The sequence below is a fragment of the Pseudomonas sp. R1-6 genome, assembly GCF_051132115.1.
Taxonomy (GTDB): Bacteria; Pseudomonadota; Gammaproteobacteria; order Pseudomonadales; family Pseudomonadaceae; genus Aquipseudomonas.
Genome location: NZ_CP071662.1, coordinates 2,437,171 through 2,455,411, shown reverse-complemented (window position 1 = coordinate 2,455,411; position 18,241 = coordinate 2,437,171). Strand labels below are relative to the sequence as shown.

Here is an 18,241-nt window from a genome sequence, read left to right as displayed (position 1 = left end):
TGTCGATGACCCTGTCTCCAGCCATACGCGTCGCCCTGGTCGACGATCATTCCCTGGTCCGGGACGGCATCCGCGCCCTGCTGTCCGTCATGCCCCGGCTGGATGTGGTTGGCGAAGCGGAGAATGGTGTACAGGCCATCGAAATGGTCGAACGCTGCCAGCCGGATCTTCTGTTGATGGACATCGGCCTCAAGGACATGAACGGCCTTGAGCTGACCCGGCTGCTGGGCAGGCAGCACCCAGGCTTGAAGATCCTTATCCTGAGCATGTATGACAATCATGAGTACGTCAGCGAATCGGTGCGCGCCGGCGCCAGCGGCTATGTCCTGAAGAACTCACCGTCGAAGGAAATCATCGCCGCCATCGAGGCCATCATCAGCGGCGGCACCTTCTACAGCGCCGAGATCGCCCAGCGCCTCGCCACCGACCCGCACACCGACAGCGAGCTGACGCCGCGCGAGACCCAGGTGCTGAAGAAAATGGTCCAGGGCTTCAACAACAAGGAAATGGCCCGCGAGCTGGACATCAGCGTCCGCACCGTCGAAACCCACCGCCTGAGCATTCGCCGAAAGCTCAACATCGACAAGCCCGCGGCCCTGGTAAAATACGCGATCGACCACGGGATCATTCCGCGCTGATGTAGTAACCAGGATGTTCAAGATCATCCAACAACCCCGGCCCGCTCGGCACCCAACCCAACAAACCGCGGGTGTACTCACTGGACACCGCCATGTTCGCGCCCGCCATGTGAGCGAACCAGCCAAAATGCTCGCGCTCTCGGGACTCGACCGGCACTCCCAGGCCACGTCCTATCGCCTGGGCAATGTCCTTGAAGGGTACAGCTTCGTCGGTAACGGCGTGGTAGACGGACTGGGTCACGCCCTGCTCAAGCGCCAATCGATAGACCCGTGCCGCATCCAGTCGATGCACGCCCGACCAGCAATGGTTACCGTCGCCGAGATAAGCCGATACGCCCTGCTCACGGGCCAGACGAATCAGGATCGGTACGAATCCATAGTCGCCGACGCCATGGACCGATGGCGCCAACCGAACCGTCGCCACGCGCACACCACGCTCGGTCAGATCCCTTGCCGTGGCTTCGGACTTACGAGGCGAGGCCGGGCTGACCACTTCCAGCTCACTGGCGCCCCGGGTCAATCCGAACAAGCCCGAGGTCACCAATAGCGGTCGCTCGGAGCCTTGCAACGCGCCGCCCAGTGCCATAATCGCGCGACGGTCTTGCTCGGCATTTTCGGCAAATCGTGAAAAATCATGATTAAAAGCGGTGTGAATAACCGCATCCGCCGCCGACGCTGCATGATGCAGGACATCCAGATCATCCAACGTCCCTTGAATTACTCTCGCGCCGGTGGCGGCGAGCGCGGCAACCTTTTCTTCGCAACGGACCAGGCCGGTGACTTGATGCCCGGCGCCGAGCAAATCCTGCACCACGGCCGACCCAACCCAGCCCGTGGCACCGGTAACGAATACGTGCATGAGCAACGCTCCTGTCTGGAAAAGCGAGATAGAAAGTCTTCTATAACCTGAACAAGGCTCAGGATTTGTATTGAACTTGTATTTCCCGACTTCGGAGCAACATCAAGGCCACCCCGAACGACAACGCAACGGCAACCGCACCGCCCAGGTAAACCGCCTCGATGCCCCAACCACTGGCCAGCACACCAGCCAGCGGGCTGGTCATGCCCAGGGAAATATCGAGGAAGGCAACATAGGCGCCCATGGCGAGGCCACGTGACTGCGGCGGAGCACGCCGCACTGCTTCCACGCCAAAACCGGGAAATGCCAGGGAATAACCGAAGCCGGTAAACGCGGCGCCGAGATAGGCGATGAATGCCGTATCGGCGCCCCAGATGAGCAGCAGCCCAACGGCCTCGATCACGACGCAGACCAATGCGACACGCGCGCCACCGATCTTGTCCGGAAGATGCCCGAACAACAGCCGCGCGCCGATGAAGGCCAGACCGAACGCCGTGAACGCGAGCGAAGCGTTGCCCCAATCCCTGGCCGCGAATAACAAGGCAATGAACGCTGTGACGACACCAAAGCCGACGCTGCAAAACGCCAGGCCCATGCCGGGAACCCATACCGCGCCGAACATCTTGTAGAACGGTGTGCGCCGGGTCGCCGTAGGGGCTACGCCGCGGACGCCGGCGACAACCGCCAAGGCCAACAGCGCAATAAACGCCGACGCCACAACGATGCCCATGAACCCCCAACCCGAATCGAGCGCCACGCCAAGCGGGGCGCCCAGGGCGAACGCGCCATACATGGCAATGCCATTCCAGGCCATGACCTTGCCGGCATGCTGCCCCCCTACAAGACCGATGCCCCACCCCAACGCCCCGGTGACGATCAGGCTTTCACCGATCGCCAGCAGCACGCGACCGCCTACTAACAGCCAGACCGACAACACCGGCGTAGCGACGAACGCCAGGGACAGCAGATAGACCAAAGCGGAAACCGCCGCCGTCACCAGCCCGACCATGACCGCGCGCTTGCCGCCGCGCAGGTCGGCGAAATTGCCGGCCCAGGATCGCGACAGCAGCGCCGCGGCGAACTGTGCACCCACTACCAGGCCAATCACCAACGTGCCCATCCCCAGCGTGTCGTGCAAATGAAGCGGCAAAACTGGCAGTTGCATGCCGATGGTGAGAAAGCCAATGAACACGGTCAACGTGAGCGGCAACAACTTGAATACCGGATTGGTTTCGACGGCTGCCGGGGGCGCCACAGAGGCACCCGGATGAATATCTTCTTGAGTCATAACCCTACCCATGGAAAGGGACGCGAAGTGAAGTTGAATGCCGCTTGCGCAGCCGCCTAAAATGCGATCAATTAGTCGCATTCAAGATACGAATAATCCGTCGTATTTCCTATTCGCATTCCTTTTCCGAGGCCGATGCCGCCATGTCCGATCGCCCAAGCCCGCAGATTTCCTCACGCAAGCAGCCAAAACAGGCACGTTCCACCCAGCTTGTGGCGGCAGTCCTGGAAGCGGCTGTTCAGGTTTTGGCGAGTCAGGGCGCCCAACGCTTCACCGTTGCCCGCGTTGCCGAGCGAGCGGGTGTGAGCGTCGGATCGGTGTATCAGTACTTTCCGAACAAGGCAGCGATCCTGTTTCGGCTGCAAAGTGATGAATGGCGGCAGACCAGCGATATGTTGCGAGACATTCTGGAAGATCCCTCCACACCGCCCCTCTCGCGGTTACGAACCCTTGTGCAGGCGTTCATCCAGTCCGAGTGCGACGAAGCGCAGATTCGCGTCGCGCTCAACGACGCTGCGCCACTTTATCGGGATGCGCCTGAGCACCAGGCGGCACGTACTTCAGTGCAGGCATCGGTGGATGCGTTCATGCAGCAAGTGCTGCCGGACGCGAGTATGCAAACCCGCGCCCTGGCCGGTGAGCTGATCATCGCCACCCTCAGCTCCGTGGGGAAACGGTTTTCGGCAACGCCTCGCGTTCGGCAAGAAGTCCAGAGCTATGCCGATGCCATGGCAGATATGTTCTGCGCCTACCTGAAAAACCTCCAGGCGTGCGAGAGCATGGCAGGCTGAGCATTCGCGTCGACGTTCCAGTGACAGCCCGCAGGCAGTTTTACTACACTCCCCCGTCTTGTCCCCTTCCCTTGCGAGACGTCCCATCCCATGAAAACCATAACAAGCACGATGACGCTCTTTGGCCTGTTGGCATTCTGCGGCAGCGCCCTGGCCGAACCAACGGCTTCGCATCTGGACAAAGTGATCCAGCAAGGTGAACTGCGCGTGTGCACCACCGGCGACTACAAGCCCTACACCTACAAGGCCGAATCGGGGGAATACGAAGGCATCGACATCGACATGGCCCGCTCGCTGGCCGCCAGCCTGGGCGTCAAGGCGCAATGGGTCCAGACCACTTGGAAAACGTTGATGCCCGACATGCTGGCGGGCAAGTGCGACATCGGGATGGGCGGGATTTCGGTGACCCTGGAACGACAGAAGAAAGCCTATTTCAGCAACACCCTGGACGTGGATGGCAAGATCCCGCTGGTGCGTTGCGAAGACCAGTCGCGCTACCAGACCATCGAGCAGATGAACCAGCCTTCGGTGCGCCTCGTCGAGCCGGCCGGTGGCACCAACGAAGCCTTCGTGCGGGCATTCCTGCCCAAGGGCCAGCTCGCCTTCCATGACAACGTGACGATCTTCCAGGAGCTGTTGGACAAACGCGCCGACGTCATGATCACCGATGCCTCGGAAGCGCTCTACCAGCAGAAACTCAAGCCGGGCCTGTGCGCCGTCAACCCGACCCGCTACCTGCAATATGGCGAGAAAGCCTATCTGCTGCCCCGTGACGACAACACCTGGAAGATGTACGTCGACCAGTGGTTGCACCTGAGCAAGGCCAACGGCAGCTATCAGAAAGTCATCGGGCAGTGGCTGGCCGTGCCTCAAGCTCAATAACGAACCGGTGGCCGTACACGCTCCCGGGTTTGTGTGCGGCGCCATGGTCTGGCATGTTGGGGCTTCAAACAGAACTGTCACGAGGCCCCATGCAGATCGAATTATTGGAAATCAGTGAGCACCTTCATCGTTTTCCGCCATTCGATGCCCTTCCCCAGGAGACCCTGGAGGAAATTGCCCGGCGCGTCGAAGTCGCGTATTTCAAGGCCTCAAGCCCGATCCTCGAAGCAGGTGCGGCCATTCATGACCTGCACTACGTACGCAGCGGCGCGGTCGAGATCTATCGGCGAAGCGGCGAACTGTACAACCGGCTGGTCGAGGGCGATATCTTTGGCCAGGCGGGCTTGCTGCGCAGCAACCGGGTGCGCTTCCCGGCCAAGGCCCTGGAAGACAGCCTGATCTATTTCATTCCGGCGGATGTATTCGCCCAGTTATGCGAGCGGCACGACAGTTTTGCCGACTTTGTCGAAGCCGAGGGGCATTCCAGGCTCAAGTCAGCCGTCGAGGCCCAAGGCCGTGCGAGCGAGCTGATCCAGCTCAAGTCCCGAGCATTGATTTCCCGGGATCTGGTCTGGGTTACGCCGCAAACCAGCGTCCGGGAAGCCGCACAGTTGATGACCGAACGAAGCGTTTCCTGTGTCGTGGTCCTTGAGCCAGCCGGGAAACACCCCGAGCAGATGCTCGGCATCGTGACCGACCGGGACTTGCGCACCCGCGTTGTGGCCGCCAACCGCAGCGGCGAAACCACCATCGGCGAAGTGATGTCGATCGACCCGGTGGCCATCCAGGCCGATGACTCGTTGTTCGAGGCGATGCTGTGCATGCTCAGGAGCAACATCCATCACCTTCCGGTGATGCACAAGGGCCGCACGCTGGGCTTGATCAATCTGTCGGACATCATCCGACACGAGTCTCAGAGCAGCCTGTACCTGGTAAACAGTATTTCCAACCAGACCAGTGTCGAGGGTCTTCGCTCATTGCTGCGCGACCTACGCGGGACCTACATTCGCATGGTCCGCGACGGCGCGACCGCCCACATGATCGGCAGCGCCATCTCGGGCATTGGTCGTGCCTTCACCCAGCGCCTGCTTGAACTGGCCGAACGCGAACTGGGACCACCACCGGTTCCGTATTGTTTCATGGTGCTGGGCTCGATGGCCCGTGACGAACAATTGCTTGTCACCGACCAGGACAACGCCCTGGTGCTGGACGATCGTTTCGACCCAGCGCTGCATGACGATTACTTTCGCAAGCTGGCTGCGTTCGTCAGCGACGGGCTCGCCCAATGCGGCTACAGCTACTGCAAAGGCGGGATCATGGCGACCAACGTCCAGTGGCGCCAGCCATTGCGAGTGTGGCGTGGCTATTTCAGCCAGTGGATCGAGAAACCGAACGCCGCCACCCTGCTCAACAGCTGCATCTTTTTTGACTTGGACGGGGTCTATGGCGCGCTGGACATGGTCGAATCGCTCAAGACGCTTTGCGCGCAGAAGTCCAGGGATACTCCTGCTTTCCTGGCGGCGATGGCGCGCAACGCATTGAATCGCACGCCGCCCCTGGGTTTCTTTCGCACATTTGTCATGGAAACGGATGGGGAACAAAAACAGATCATCAACCTCAAGGGCCGTGGCACGGCGCCCCTCACCGACCTGATCCGCATCCACGCGCTGGCGTGTGGCACCACGGCGCAAAACTCATTCGATCGGCTCGATGCCATCGGCCAAACGCAATGGGTACCACCCGAGGCCATCGAGCATCTGCGCTACGCATTGGAGTTCCTGTCGATGGTGCGCATACGGCACCAGGTCGATGCCATCGAACAGGGTCGCAAACCGGATAATTACATCGAGCCCGAGCGCTTCTCAACCGCTGAGCGGCACAACCTCAAGGAAGCCTTCCAGGTGTTGAGCAATGCCCAGAAATTCCTGCGTTTCCGCTATCCCGGTCACGCCCGGCCATCCCGATGAACGCCCAACGAGTAGCGACCGAACGGACGATGCCGGACTGGGCGGCGCGCTTCGAACAACTGGCGCGACAAGCACGCCATCCCCTGCTGCAGCGTTTCTACCAGACAGGGGTGATCGACGGCCAGACCGCGTTGGAACAAGTGGAACTGCTGGCCATGGACTTGGAAACCACTGGTTTGAACGCCCGCAGCGACAGCATCGTCAGCATCGGCCTGATGCCTTTCACCCTCAAGCGAATACGTTGCGGCGAAGCTCTGTACTGGGTCATCAAACCTTCCACGCTGACCCATGAGTCGGTGACATTCCATCGCATTACCCATGCCGACATCCGTCATGCCCCTCGATTCCCCGACATCATGGACAACCTGCTGGAAGCATTGGCGGGGCGAATCATGGTGGTGCATTACCGGGCCATCGAGCGCGACTTTCTGGACGAGGCGTTTCGGCGTCACCTTGGAGAGGGCCTGCAGTTTCCGGTCATTGACACGATGCAGCTGGAGGCATGGCGGGTCAGGGGTCGTCGCCGTTGGCTGGACCGGCTGTTGCGGCGGCCACCAGCCTCCATCCGGCTGGCCGATACGCGTCTGCGTTATCGACTGCCCACCTATCACGCCCACCATGCATTGACCGATGCACTGGCCACGGCCGAGCTGTTGCAAGCGCAGGTAGCCACCCATTACAGCCCGTCCGTGGCGGTCGGGCAGCTCTGGGATTGAACGCTGGGGCGCGCCTCGCCCCAACCAATCTTCAGGCGATCAGGATCGCGGTTCTGACATCAATCCCTTCACCAGGGAAATACAGCCCAGCAGCAGAACGATGGCAAAGGGAAGCCCGGTCGAAACCGCCATGGCCTGCAAGGCGACCAGCCCCCCACCCAACAGCAGCGCAATCGCGATCACGCCCTCGATGACAGCCCAGAAAACCCGTTGGGGCACAGGCGCATCGACCTTGCCGCCGGCCGTGATGGTGTCGATTACCAGCGAGCCGGAGTCCGACGAAGTGATGAAGAACACGATCACCAGCACGATGCCCAGCAACGAGGAAATTTCCTTGAGGGGCAGCGCCTCCAGCATCGCGAACAGCTTGAGTTCCAACACTGCATCCTTTACCCCACTCAATCCCTGCAAGGTGGCCTGGTCGATGGCCGTCCCGCCAAAAGTGGTCATCCATAGCACCGACACCAGCGAAGGCACCAGCAAGACAGAAATCAAAAATTCCCGGACGGTCCGGCCCCGGCTGACCCGCGCAATGAACATGCCTACAAAGGGCGACCAGCTGATCCACCAGGCCCAGTAGAACGCTGTCCAGCCCTGGGTGAACTCGGCGTCCGTACGGCCGAAAGGATTGGACAATGCGGGCAGGTATTCAGCGTAGGTCACCACGTTCTTGAAGAAGCCGGTAAGAATGGCCAAGGTGGGACCGACGACGATGATGAAGAGCAGCAACAGGAGCGCCAGGCCCATATTGATTTCCGAGAGCAGCTTGACGCCCTTCTCCAGCCCGGCCAGAACCGACCACAGGGCAATCAGCGTGATACCGATGATCAGTACCACTTTGCTGACGTTGGACGATGGAATGCCGAACAGATGTTCAATCCCCGCCGCGGCCTGCTCGGCACCGATGCCCAGCGAGGTCGCCAGCCCGAACAGCGTCGCGAACACCGCCAGGATGTCGATGATATGCCCTGGCCAGCCCCAGACGCGCTCCCCCAGCAACGGATAGAAAATCGAGCGAATCGACAGCGGCAAGCCTTTGTTGAACGAGAACAGCGCCAAGGACAACGCCACGATGGCGTAGATGGCCCAGGGATGCAGACCCCAGTGAAAAATCGTCGCAGCCATCGCCAGGTCCGCAGCGCCTTTCATATCGCCCGCTGCGCCATCGAGGGGGGCCCAGTCCGTGCGTACCCCGCTGGGATCGAGCGTCACGCCCCCCATCGCGGCGGCATAATGCGACATGGGCTCCGCTACGCCGTAGAACATGAGCCCGATGCCCATCCCGGCGGCGAACAACATGGAGAACCAACCCACATAGGTATGATCGGGCGAGGCATCGCGACCGCCCAATCGCACCTTGCCCAGTGGCGAAACGATCAACGCCAGGCACAACAGAACGAAAATATTGCCTGCGCTCATGAAGAACCAGGCCAGGTGCCGGGTCAGCCATCCGCGCATGGCGCTGAAAAGCGGCTCGACTTCATTTTGCAGCGCCAGCGTCACGATGACGAACAACAAAACGGTGGCGGCAGAGATGAGGAAAACCTTGCCATGGATGTCCAGGGAGAAAGAAAACTCACCGCGGAAATTGTCCTGTCCGATGACGTAGTCTGTTTCGATGAGATTTGCCTCGCCGCTAGGGGCAGGTATCCCCTCCGTACCGGGCGTCTGGGATTTTCCTGATAGATCGTCTACAGGATCTTTACCCACGTGAACCTCCTTTGATTATGCAACACGCACGCGCGCGTGATGGTCTGAAAAGCCCCGCTGTTCCAAGTGAAAACGAGAGTAAGTGCCATAGCCTAACAAGTCTGGAGGCATGCCTGTGACATCGACCGGCCATGACTGTTCCACAAACGACATCAGGTTGGGCCTACGAGACGCCTCGACCGTACTGGTTGCGCATCGAAGTCATCCGCCCCCAGGCAAAACGAAGGGCGCCGGGACAGTGTCCGGGCGCCCTTCGTATGGACCGTCCGTGGGGGTGCTTCAACTCACTGCGCGGCACGCACCTTGTTGATTTCGTCGTACATCATTTTCACCAGATCCCCGTCCAACGACTTGGCGAACTTGTCGACGACTGGCTTCACGCGCTCGCGAAAGCGGTCTTTCTCGGCCGGGGTGATTTCATTGACGGTCATCGCACCGGCCAGCGCCGCCTTGGCCTTTTCCATGCTCGTCTCGGTGACTTCACGCTGGAAGGTCTGCGCCTCGGCTGCGGCTGCGCGAATCATTGCCTTTTCGTCGTCGTTGAGGCGGTTCCAGGTTTTCTGGCTGATGATCAACGACTGCGGGTTGAAGATGTGGCCGGTGACGGAAAGATATTTCTGCACCTCGTAGAACTTGTTGCCCTCGATCACCGTGAACGGGTTTTCCTGGCCGTCGATGGTGTGCTGCTCAAGGCCCGTGTACACCTCGGGGAACGCCATCGGCACCGGGTTGGCGCCCAGGGCTGAGAAGGTTTCCAGGTAGATCGGTGACTGGATGACGCGCAGCTTCAAGCCCTGCAGGTCTTCGAGCTTGGTCACCGGGTGCTTGCTGTTGGTCAGGTTACGGAACCCCAGGTCCCAGTAACCCAGCCCTACCAGCCCCTTGCTGTCCAGCTGTGCCGCCAGTTTCTGCCCGACCGGCCCATCGATGACGGCATGGGCCTCCTTGACGTCGTTGAACAGGAAGGGGAAATCGAGCATGGCGTAATCCGGTGCCTGGGCGGCCAGGATGCCGGAGTTGAGCACGGTGATGTCCAAGGTGCCGCCCTGCAATGCCGACACCGTTTGTACGTCGCCGCCCAGGGTTCCGCCAGGGAACAGGCGGACCTTTATCTTGCCGCCGCTCTTTTCACTGAGCAGGTCGGCGAACTTCTGCGCGCCCTGGCCCTGGGGATGTTCCTTGACGTTCTGGAACGCGAATCGCAAGGTCCGCTCACGGATCTCGTCCGCGTGGCTGGCCACGCCGGTCAGCAGCAAGCCCGTCGCGCACGCCCCGGCCAGCAAGGTTTTCATCAGTTTTCCCATGTCACTCTCCGATCGTTATTGTTTTTAAAGGTCGAGCCAGCGAGCACCGGTGTCAGCCGGTGAAGAATTTCAACGGTCCCAGTACCAGTTGCGGAAACAGCACCAACAGCAACAGCACCACAAATTGCGCAATCATGAACGGCCAGACCCCCCGGACTATTTCCTCGAACTCCAGCTTCGCCACGCTGCAGACCACGTTCAGCACCGTGCCCACGGGCGGCGTGATCAAGCCAATCGCAGTGTTGATCAGAAACAGCACGCCGAAATACACCGGGTCGATCCCCGCCTGGATCACCGCTGGCATCAATACCGGCGTCAGGATGAGGATGGTCGGGGTCATGTCCATCACCGTACCGACCAGGATGATCAACGCCATCATCACCAGCAGCAGGAGCGTCTGGTTGTCCATGAACGGCGCGAGCAGTTCCGCCAGCTGGCCCGGCAGGTCGGCGATGGTCACCAGCCACGATGAAACCATGGCCGCCGCCACCAGCAGCATCACCACCGAGGTGGTCCTGGCCGAAGACAGGATCACTTCGTACAGCTGGCTGATCTTCATCTCCCGGTAGATCACCAGGGACACGAACAGCGAATAGACTGCCGCGACCACTGCTGCCTCCGTTGGCGTGAAGATGCCGAACTTGAGGCCCAGGATGATGATCAGCGGCAAGCCCATCGCCCAACTGCCATCGAGCAACGTGCGTAGCACCTCGGCTCGGGAACGCTTGGGCGCCGTCTCGACGTTCTCGCGCCGGGAGATCAACCACCAGGCGATGGCCAGCCCGACGCCGAGCATCAGCCCCGGCACGATACCGGCCAGGAACAGCTTGGAAATCGACACGCCGGACGCCACGCCAAAAACGATGAAGCCGATGCTGGGCGGAATCACTGGCGCAATGGTGCTGCCGGCGGCGATCAGCCCGGCCGAACGTCCCCGGTTGTGCCCCGCCAACACCATCATCGGCACCAGCAACGCCGCCAACGCCGCCGCATCGGCCACCGCCGAACCGGAAAGCGAGGCCAGCAGGCAGGAGGCAATGATCGCGACGTAACCCAGGCCGCCGCGCTTATGCCCAACCAGCGCCATGGCAATGTTGACGATGCGCTTGGATAACCCGCCGACATTCATGACTTCGCCGGCCAGCATGAAGAACGGCACGGCCATCAGCGGAAAGCTGTCGGCGCCATTGAGCAAATTTTGCGCAATGATCTGCGCATCGAACAAGTCCAGGTAAAACATCAACGCGACGCTGACCACCAGCAAGGCAAAGGCAATCGGGATACCCAACGCCATGCTGCCCAGCAGCGACCCGAGGAAAATAGCCAACGTCATGGGCGGGTACTCTTGAGGGTGTCAGGGTTGAGGCCGGCGGCTTCGCTTTCCTCGACTGACAAAGGATCGTCATCCCGCAGTTTGCCGAACAGTGCCAGGTACAGTTCGTACAGCAGGATCGCCGTGGCGCTGACCCCGAACACCAGCCCGGCGGCGTAGAACAGCGCCATCGAAAGGCCCGAAGCCGGCGCGACCACGTTGAGGTTGATCACCGCCTGCTGCCAACTGCCGCTGACGATCAGTCCGCAAATGTAGAGCATCAGCAGATGCCCGATGACCAGGCAGGCACGCTTGCCTGCTGGCGGCAAGCGCTTGACCAGGCTGTTCATGCCCAGGTGCGCGCGGTCCTTGAGCGCCACGAGGGCACCTAGAAAAATCATCCAGACGAAGAACCAGCGCGACAGTTCCTCCGACACACTGATGCCGGAGTTGAAGGCATAGCGCAGCACTACATTGCCGAACACCAGCACGATCATCGCGACCATGCACAGCACGATCAGCAACTTGAGCAGCTTGAAATACAGATCGACGACTTTTGTCATCTTGAACACCTCCAGGTTGATCCAGACACCGGCCGTGTAGCCGGCGACAGGGCGAGCGCTAGCGGATCGACGCTGGAATATTCCGGAAAGCACCGCAAAGGGAGGTACGCAATGAGGACAAGTTCGGTTGACGGGCACGCATGAGGGGATCCTCTGTTTTTATTATGGCCTCGCCTGGACATGGCAAGGCTGGGTGACCGCTAAAATGTACTACCCAGTTAATCCGGTCAATAACCTTGCTTGACCGGATGACCGATCCAGGCGGAACTACCGTGCGATTATCGGTCACCGTTGCGAGGCGCCCCGCAGCCTCCCGGTTGGGCGAGGGATTTTTCGAAGGCGTTTTGTATCGGTCTGTATAGGAGCAGCCGATTGATACGAATCCGCCGATTTCGCTCCTTTGCGGCACACATTCTCGATACACCCGGGCGCTTAACTGCACACACCGGACAGCAGCACACACCCGCTGCACTGGCCCACTCAATCAAGCGCAAGGAGAACTACCATGATCAACTTCTCGAAACTCTCGTCCCTGGCAATCGCCCTGACCCTGGTTGGCGGCGTCGGCCTGTCAAACATCGCCTCGGCCCAGAGTGCGCCGGCCCCTGACCACGCAGCGCATCAGCTGGCTGAAGGTGGATCGGATCGCCTGATCGAGAATCGCGTAGCCGAAGGCGGCTCCGATCGCTTGATCGAGAATCGCGTAGCCGAAGGCGGCTCCGATCGCTTGATCGAGAATCGCGTAGCCGAAGGCGGGGCTGATCGGTTGCAGGAGCTGCGTGAACGCAGCCCTGTCTGAGAGCGCTTTTCTGTGGCGAGGGGATTTATCCCCGCTGGGCTGCGCAGCAGCCCTAAAGCCTTCGCCTCTGTCTTACAGGCCCACCGAGCTGCCTGATTTGGGTCTGCTGCGCAGCCCAGCGGGGATAAATCCCCTCGCCACAAGAGCTTTCTGGCCTTCATGGGCTGGAACATCACCCAATAAAAAGCCCCGCATCTCTCGATGCGGGGCTTTTTATTCAACGGTGAATCAGTTGGCCGTCACGACCGCCTGACCACTCAGCGCCAGGTCCAGCAGCTCGCGGTTGGCCACCGCATACATGGCGTAATCGGTGCCGCTGGCGGCACGGATGTCCACCAGCATGGCGCGCCAGCGCTCGACCATTTCACGATGCTGCTCGAGCCACAGCGCCAGGCGTGTTTCCACGTCCTGGCTACCGTCACCTTCCTGCAGGACCGAGATGGTGATCGCCCGTTGCTGCCAGTCGATGTCATCGCGGAACGCTTCACGGGCCAGGGCCTGCCAGTTGTTTTCAACCGGCAAGGCACTGATTTGCTGCAGGTACCAGGTGATGTCAAGCGCGCTGCCCACGGCGAAGTAAGCCTTGGCCACGTCGGCGGCGTTCTGGCCGGTGACGTCGGACGCCTCGATGATCGGCAACAAGGTGTACAGGTGCGTAGTACCGGCAACCATGCGCGCCAGCAGTTCCGGCACGCCGGCCGCCACGTAGGCCTGGTAGCGAGTCTGCCAACCTTCGCGGGTCGGGCCTTCCAACAGTTCGTCGAGCTTGAGGCCCAACGCCGCCAGGTGCGGACCGAAGTGAGCGACGTCACGGGCAGCGTTCTGCTCGTTGCGGCGGCTGCGCAGGAACCAACGCGTGGCGCGACGACCCAGGCGCATCAGCTCATCCATCAGCTCCAGCTGCACGTCGGCGGAAACCTGGTGGTCCAGGGCTTCGATCTGGCGGAACCAGTGTGGGAGATGGAAGATATCCCGCACGATCACATAAGCACCCGCCACGTTCGCCGGGCTCATGCCCGTCGACTCTTTCAACCGCTGGACGAAGGTGATGCCCATGTGGTTGACCAGGTCGTTGGCGATCTGGGTGCTGACGATCTCGCGCTTCAGGCGATGGCGACGCATGGCCTCGGAGAACTTGCTCACCAGCGTTGGCGGGAAAGCCGTCTCCATGTCACGGGTCAGGTAATCATCGTCCGGCACCAAGGAGTTGAGCAGCGCTTCCTTGAGGTCGATCTTGCTGTAAGAGATCAGCACCGACAGTTCGGCACGGGTCAGGCCGTGGCCCGCCGCGACGCGTTCGGCCAGTTGCTCTTCCGTCGGCAGGAACTCGATGGCACGGTCCAGCTTGCCCCGGGCTTCCAGATCGTTCATCAGGCGCTTGTATTCGGCGATCCGCACGAAGGCGCGGCGTGCCGCCAGGGACAGGGCCTGGGTCTGCTTGTAGTTGTTGCCCAACACCAGGCCACCGACTTCGTCGGTCATGCTCGCCAGCAACTGGTTGCGTTGCTTGTCGGTCATGTCGCCGGCCTGCACCACTTCGTTGAGCAGGATCTTGATGTTCACTTCGTGGTCGGAGCAGTCCACGCCGCCGGCGTTGTCAATGAAGTCGGTGTTGGAACCGCCGCCATTGAGGCCGAACTCGACGCGACCCAGTTGGGTCATGCCCAGGTTACCGCCCTCGCCCACCACCTTGCAGCGCAGTTCGTTGCCGTTCACGCGCAGCGCATCGTTGGCCTTGTCGCCGACATCGGCGTGGCTTTCGCTGCTGGCCTTGACGTAGGTGCCGATACCACCGTTCCACAACAGGTCCACCGGCGCCTTGAGCAAGGCGTTCAGCAGTTCTGTCGGGGTCAGTTTGTCGGCCTTGATGTCGAAGCGCTCTTTCATCTGCGGCGAGATCGCGATGCTCTTCGCGCTGCGCGAGAAGATGCCGCCGCCCTCGGACATGATGCTGGTGTCGTAGTCGGTCCAGGCCGAACGCGGCAGCTCGAACAGACGCTTGCGTTCGGCAAAGCTGCTGGCAGGCTCTGGGTTCGGGTCGATGAAGATGTGCAGGTGGTTGAAAGCCGCGACCAGTTGCAGCTTGTCGGACATCAACAAGCCGTTGCCGAACACGTCGCCGGCCATGTCGCCGACGCCCACCACGGTGATGCTGTCTTGCTGGACGTTGATGCCGCGCTCGCGGAAGTGGCGCTGCACGCCGACCCACGCGCCCTTGGCGGTGATGCCCATTTTCTTGTGGTCGTAGCCGGCCGAACCGCCGGAGGCGAACGCATCGCCCAACCAGAAGCCGTAGTCGATGGCGATGCCGTTGGCGATGTCGGAGAAGGTCGCGGTGCCCTTGTCCGCCGCGACCACCAGGTACGGGTCATCGTCGTCATGCCGCACAACGTTGGCCGGCGGTACCAGCGCGCCGTCCTTCAGGTTGTCGGTGATGTCCAACAGTCCCGAAATGAAGATGCGGTAGCAGGCGATGCCCTCGGCCGCGATCTCGTCCCGGCTGCCGCCCAATGGCAGGCGACGCGGCAGGAAACCGCCCTTGGCGCCCACCGGCACGATCACCGAATTCTTCACTTGCTGGGCTTTTACCAGGCCCAGCACTTCGGTGCGGTAGTCTTCTTCACGATCCGACCAGCGCAGACCGCCACGGGCAACGTTGCCGAAGCGCAGGTGCACGCCTTCGACCCGTGGCGAGTAGACGAAGATTTCGAACTTCGGCACCGGCTTCGGCAGTTCCGGAATCAGGTGCGGGTTGAACTTGAAGCTGAAGTACGACTTGTTCTGGCCGTTGGCGTCGGTCTGGTAGAAGTTGGTCCGCAAGGTGGCCTTGATCAGGTCCAGATAGCGACGCAGGATGCGGTCTTCGTTGAGTACCTGCACCTCGTCCAGGGCCGAGAGGATCGCTTGCTCCAGACGCAGTTGCTTGTCTTCCAGGTCATCGCCGCTGAGCTTGCGCGCCAGGTAGAAACGGGTCTTGAACAACCGGGTCAATTCGCGAGCGATGTCGGTGTGGTTATTCAGGGTACTGGCGATGTAGCCGAGGTCGAAGCCCAGGCGGATCTGTTTCAGGTAGCGGGCGTAGGCACGCAGCAACGCCACGTCGCGCCATGGCAGGCCGGCGGTCAGCACCAGGCGGTTGAACGCATCGTTCTCGGCATCACCACGCACGATGTGGACGAACGCGTCCTGCAAGGTGTCGTTGAGTTGCTGGATGTCGAGGTCCAGGCCTTCGGCGGCGGTGAAGGCGAAATCATGGATCCAGAACTCGCGGCCATTGGTGTGGCGCAGGCGGTACGGGAACTCGCCCAGCACGCGCAGGCCGAGGTTTTCCAGGATCGGCAGCACGTCGGACAACGCCAACGGCGTGTCGGCGTGATACAGCTTGCAATGCAGCTCACGCTGGCCGGACACCTGGCCCAACGGCTGGTAGAAGCTCATCACCAGCGGGTTGGTTTCACTCAGGCTCAGCAGGTGTTGCATGTCCACCACGGCGGAGTGCGCGGCAAAGCGCTCGCGGTAGCCGGCCGGGAAGCCTTTCGGGAAATCCGACAGCACGTTGGTGCCCTGGGCTTCGCCGAAGCTCTCGATGACCAGGCTGGCGTAGTCGTCCTTCCAGCTGCGGCAGGCCTGCACGACTTCTTTTTCCAGCAGCAGCGGGTCGATGTCGATGCGGTTCTTCGGATCGACGCGCAGGATCAACTGCACACGGGCCAACACGGATTCGGAGAAGAAGGTCCAGAACTCGCAGTCCGAGGCTTTCAGGCGATCCATCAGCACTTGCTGGATCTTCTGGCGAACTTCGGTGGAGTAGATGTCACGCGGCACGTAGGCCAGGCAGTAGCAGAAACGGCCGTACGGGTCCTTGCGCAGGAACACGCGAATCTTGTTGCGTTCCTGGATCTGCACGATCGACATGACGGTGCTGAACAGCTCGTCCACCGGGGTCTGGAACAGGTCGTCGCGGGGCAGCACTTCAACCACCTGGGCCAGTTCCTTGCCCAGGTGCGCCTTGGCCTGGAAGCCCGAGCGACGTTCGATTTCCTCGACCTTGCGGCGGATGTACGGAATGACCCGCACGCTCTCGCCATACACCGACGAGGTGTAAAGGCCCATGAAGCGGCATTCCTTGACGACCTTGCCGTTGGCGTCGATCTCGCGGATCGATACGTAGTCCGGGTAGGCCGGACGGTGTACGCGGCTCGGGTGCGCGGCCTTGGCGAACGACAGCAGGGTCGGTTCGCGCAGGTAGTTGACGGCGTAGTCTTCGATGCGCAGGTCTTCGGCGGTCAGGCCGGCGCGCAGCAATTTGGTCAGGCCGAGGAAGGACTCGGGGTCGTACTCGATGTGACCGCCATCGGCTTCGTCGCGAACCACGAACTCTTCATAGCCCAGGAACGTGAAGTGGTTACCCACCAACCATTCCAGGAAGCTCTTGATCTCGGCCTTTTCGTCGGCGTCGGTGGCGTAGGCGCTGTTGTCCAGGCTCGCGAGGATCTCCTGCACCTTGGCTTTCATCGGCTCGAAATCAGCCACGGCGACGCGCACTTCGCCCAGCACCTGCTCAAGCTCCTTGCTCAGGACGTTGAGTTCGGCGGCGTTGGCGCAGCGGTCGATTTCCAGGTACATCAGCGACTCTTGCAGCACGTCGTCGCCCTGGGTGCCCTTCGGCAGGATCTCCAGCAACTCGCCCTTGCTGCCGCGACGCACGCTCAGGACGGTGGTTTGCAAGGTATGGATGCTGTAGCCGCGACGGTTCAGCTCGGTGCGGACCGAATCCACCAGGAACGGCAGGTCATGGTGCAGCACTTCGACGGCGGTGTGGGTCGATTGCCAGCCGTGGCGTTCGTAATCGGGGTTATAGACGCGCACCTGCGGTTGCGCGTGGTCGAAGCGCTCAAGCAGGCGCCAAGCGGACAGGGTGCAGCCGGCGAGGTCGGACAACCGGCGCTGGGTGAGTTCATCGAGGGAAATGATGCCGAAAAATTGTTCAGCGAACAGCGCCACTTGTGGCAGTGCCTGTTCACTGATGTGCTGCGCCAGTGCCGCTTGCAGTTGATGCTGGAAGTCGGCTTTGCTGGCTGCGGTGAAGAACGCCATCTGTGGTACTCCGCTTGGGCTTGTTATTGATGAAAGCGTCGCGTGCAGCCCCTTTCGGGGCCGTCGGCCATCCCGTTCCTGATTCTCGGGCAGAGGAAACAGGATGACAGGTGGGTGAAGCTGGACGCGACCCGCAGGTCACATCCTTTCCTCACCTAATTGCAACGTAATGACCACCTGCAAAAAACACTCCGCGATGCTCTTTGCAGGTACACATCCGTTGCGCAGCTTAACGAGTGCGACAACGTGCCTGCTTGCAGCGCTGCGACATATTCGGTCATCGGCTAGCTCCCCCGCTCGCCAGGCATCGAACAA

The 18,241-nt window shown here is 61.1% G+C and carries 13 protein-coding genes; 6 read left to right on the top strand and 7 right to left on the bottom strand.

What is annotated here, in order from left to right:
* The first annotated feature begins 5 nt into the window (after positions 1 to 5).
* Positions 6 to 638, top strand: coding sequence for a response regulator (locus tag J3P81_RS11305; RefSeq protein ID WP_434563810.1), 633 nt, complete (start codon positions 6 to 8; stop codon positions 636 to 638).
* On the opposite strand, the gene J3P81_RS11300 is transcribed toward J3P81_RS11305, so the two are convergent.
* A complete protein-coding gene (locus tag J3P81_RS11300; RefSeq protein WP_434563808.1) occupies positions 625 to 1,497 on the bottom strand; it encodes an SDR family oxidoreductase in 873 nt (290 codons plus the stop codon). The genes J3P81_RS11305 and J3P81_RS11300 overlap by 14 nt on opposite strands.
* A 58-nt stretch (positions 1,498 to 1,555) precedes the next feature.
* Positions 1,556 to 2,785: an arabinose transporter gene (locus tag J3P81_RS11295; protein WP_434563806.1), complete on the bottom strand. Its 1,230-nt coding sequence runs from the start codon at positions 2,783 to 2,785 to the stop codon at positions 1,556 to 1,558.
* A gap of 143 nt (positions 2,786 to 2,928) precedes the next feature.
* Here J3P81_RS11295 and J3P81_RS11290 point away from each other — a divergent pair, with 143 nt between their 5' ends.
* From J3P81_RS11290 to J3P81_RS11275, 4 genes are all read left to right on the top strand, one after another.
* The gene (locus tag J3P81_RS11290; protein ID WP_434564101.1) at positions 2,929 to 3,576 is read left to right on the top strand and encodes a TetR family transcriptional regulator; all 648 of its coding nucleotides are present in this window, start codon (positions 2,929 to 2,931) and stop codon (positions 3,574 to 3,576) included.
* A 90-nt stretch (positions 3,577 to 3,666) separates the two neighbouring features.
* The gene (locus tag J3P81_RS11285) at positions 3,667 to 4,458 is read left to right on the top strand and encodes a transporter substrate-binding domain-containing protein (RefSeq protein ID WP_420766514.1); all 792 of its coding nucleotides are present in this window, start codon (positions 3,667 to 3,669) and stop codon (positions 4,456 to 4,458) included.
* Between the two features lie 89 nt (positions 4,459 to 4,547).
* Positions 4,548 to 6,425: a DUF294 nucleotidyltransferase-like domain-containing protein gene (locus tag J3P81_RS11280; protein ID WP_434563804.1), complete on the top strand. Its 1,878-nt coding sequence runs from the start codon at positions 4,548 to 4,550 to the stop codon at positions 6,423 to 6,425.
* Positions 6,422 to 7,141 (top strand): 3'-5' exonuclease, encoded by a 720-nt coding sequence (locus J3P81_RS11275; protein ID WP_434563802.1) that lies wholly within the window; start codon positions 6,422 to 6,424, stop codon positions 7,139 to 7,141. Before J3P81_RS11280 ends, J3P81_RS11275 begins: the two co-directional genes overlap by 4 nt.
* A gap of 39 nt (positions 7,142 to 7,180) precedes the next feature.
* On the opposite strand, the gene J3P81_RS11270 is transcribed toward J3P81_RS11275, so the two are convergent.
* The 4 genes from J3P81_RS11270 to J3P81_RS11255 all read right to left on the bottom strand — a co-directional run bounded on the left by J3P81_RS11270 (position 7,181) and on the right by J3P81_RS11255 (position 12,030).
* Positions 7,181 to 8,851 (bottom strand): BCCT family transporter, encoded by a 1,671-nt coding sequence (locus J3P81_RS11270; RefSeq protein WP_434563800.1) that lies wholly within the window; start codon positions 8,849 to 8,851, stop codon positions 7,181 to 7,183.
* A gap of 284 nt (positions 8,852 to 9,135) precedes the next feature.
* A complete protein-coding gene (locus J3P81_RS11265; RefSeq protein ID WP_434563798.1) occupies positions 9,136 to 10,155 on the bottom strand; it encodes a TRAP transporter substrate-binding protein in 1,020 nt (339 codons plus the stop codon).
* A 52-nt stretch (positions 10,156 to 10,207) separates the two neighbouring features.
* Positions 10,208 to 11,488, bottom strand: coding sequence for a TRAP transporter large permease subunit (locus J3P81_RS11260; protein WP_420766519.1), 1,281 nt, complete (start codon positions 11,486 to 11,488; stop codon positions 10,208 to 10,210).
* Positions 11,485 to 12,030, bottom strand: a complete 546-nt coding sequence (locus J3P81_RS11255; RefSeq protein WP_434563796.1) for a TRAP transporter small permease — start codon at positions 12,028 to 12,030, stop codon at positions 11,485 to 11,487. Before J3P81_RS11255 ends, J3P81_RS11260 begins: the two co-directional genes overlap by 4 nt.
* A 505-nt stretch (positions 12,031 to 12,535) precedes the next feature.
* On the opposite strand from J3P81_RS11255, the gene J3P81_RS11250 reads away from it, so the two are divergent.
* Positions 12,536 to 12,829 carry a phage infection protein gene (locus J3P81_RS11250; RefSeq protein WP_434563794.1) on the top strand — a complete coding sequence of 98 codons (294 nt, stop codon included), beginning with the start codon at positions 12,536 to 12,538 and terminating at the stop codon, positions 12,827 to 12,829.
* A gap of 228 nt (positions 12,830 to 13,057) precedes the next feature.
* On the opposite strand, the gene J3P81_RS11245 is transcribed toward J3P81_RS11250, so the two are convergent.
* Positions 13,058 to 17,926, bottom strand: a complete 4,869-nt coding sequence (locus J3P81_RS11245; protein ID WP_434563792.1) for an NAD-glutamate dehydrogenase — start codon at positions 17,924 to 17,926, stop codon at positions 13,058 to 13,060.
* Positions 17,927 to 18,241: the final 315 nt, after the last annotated feature.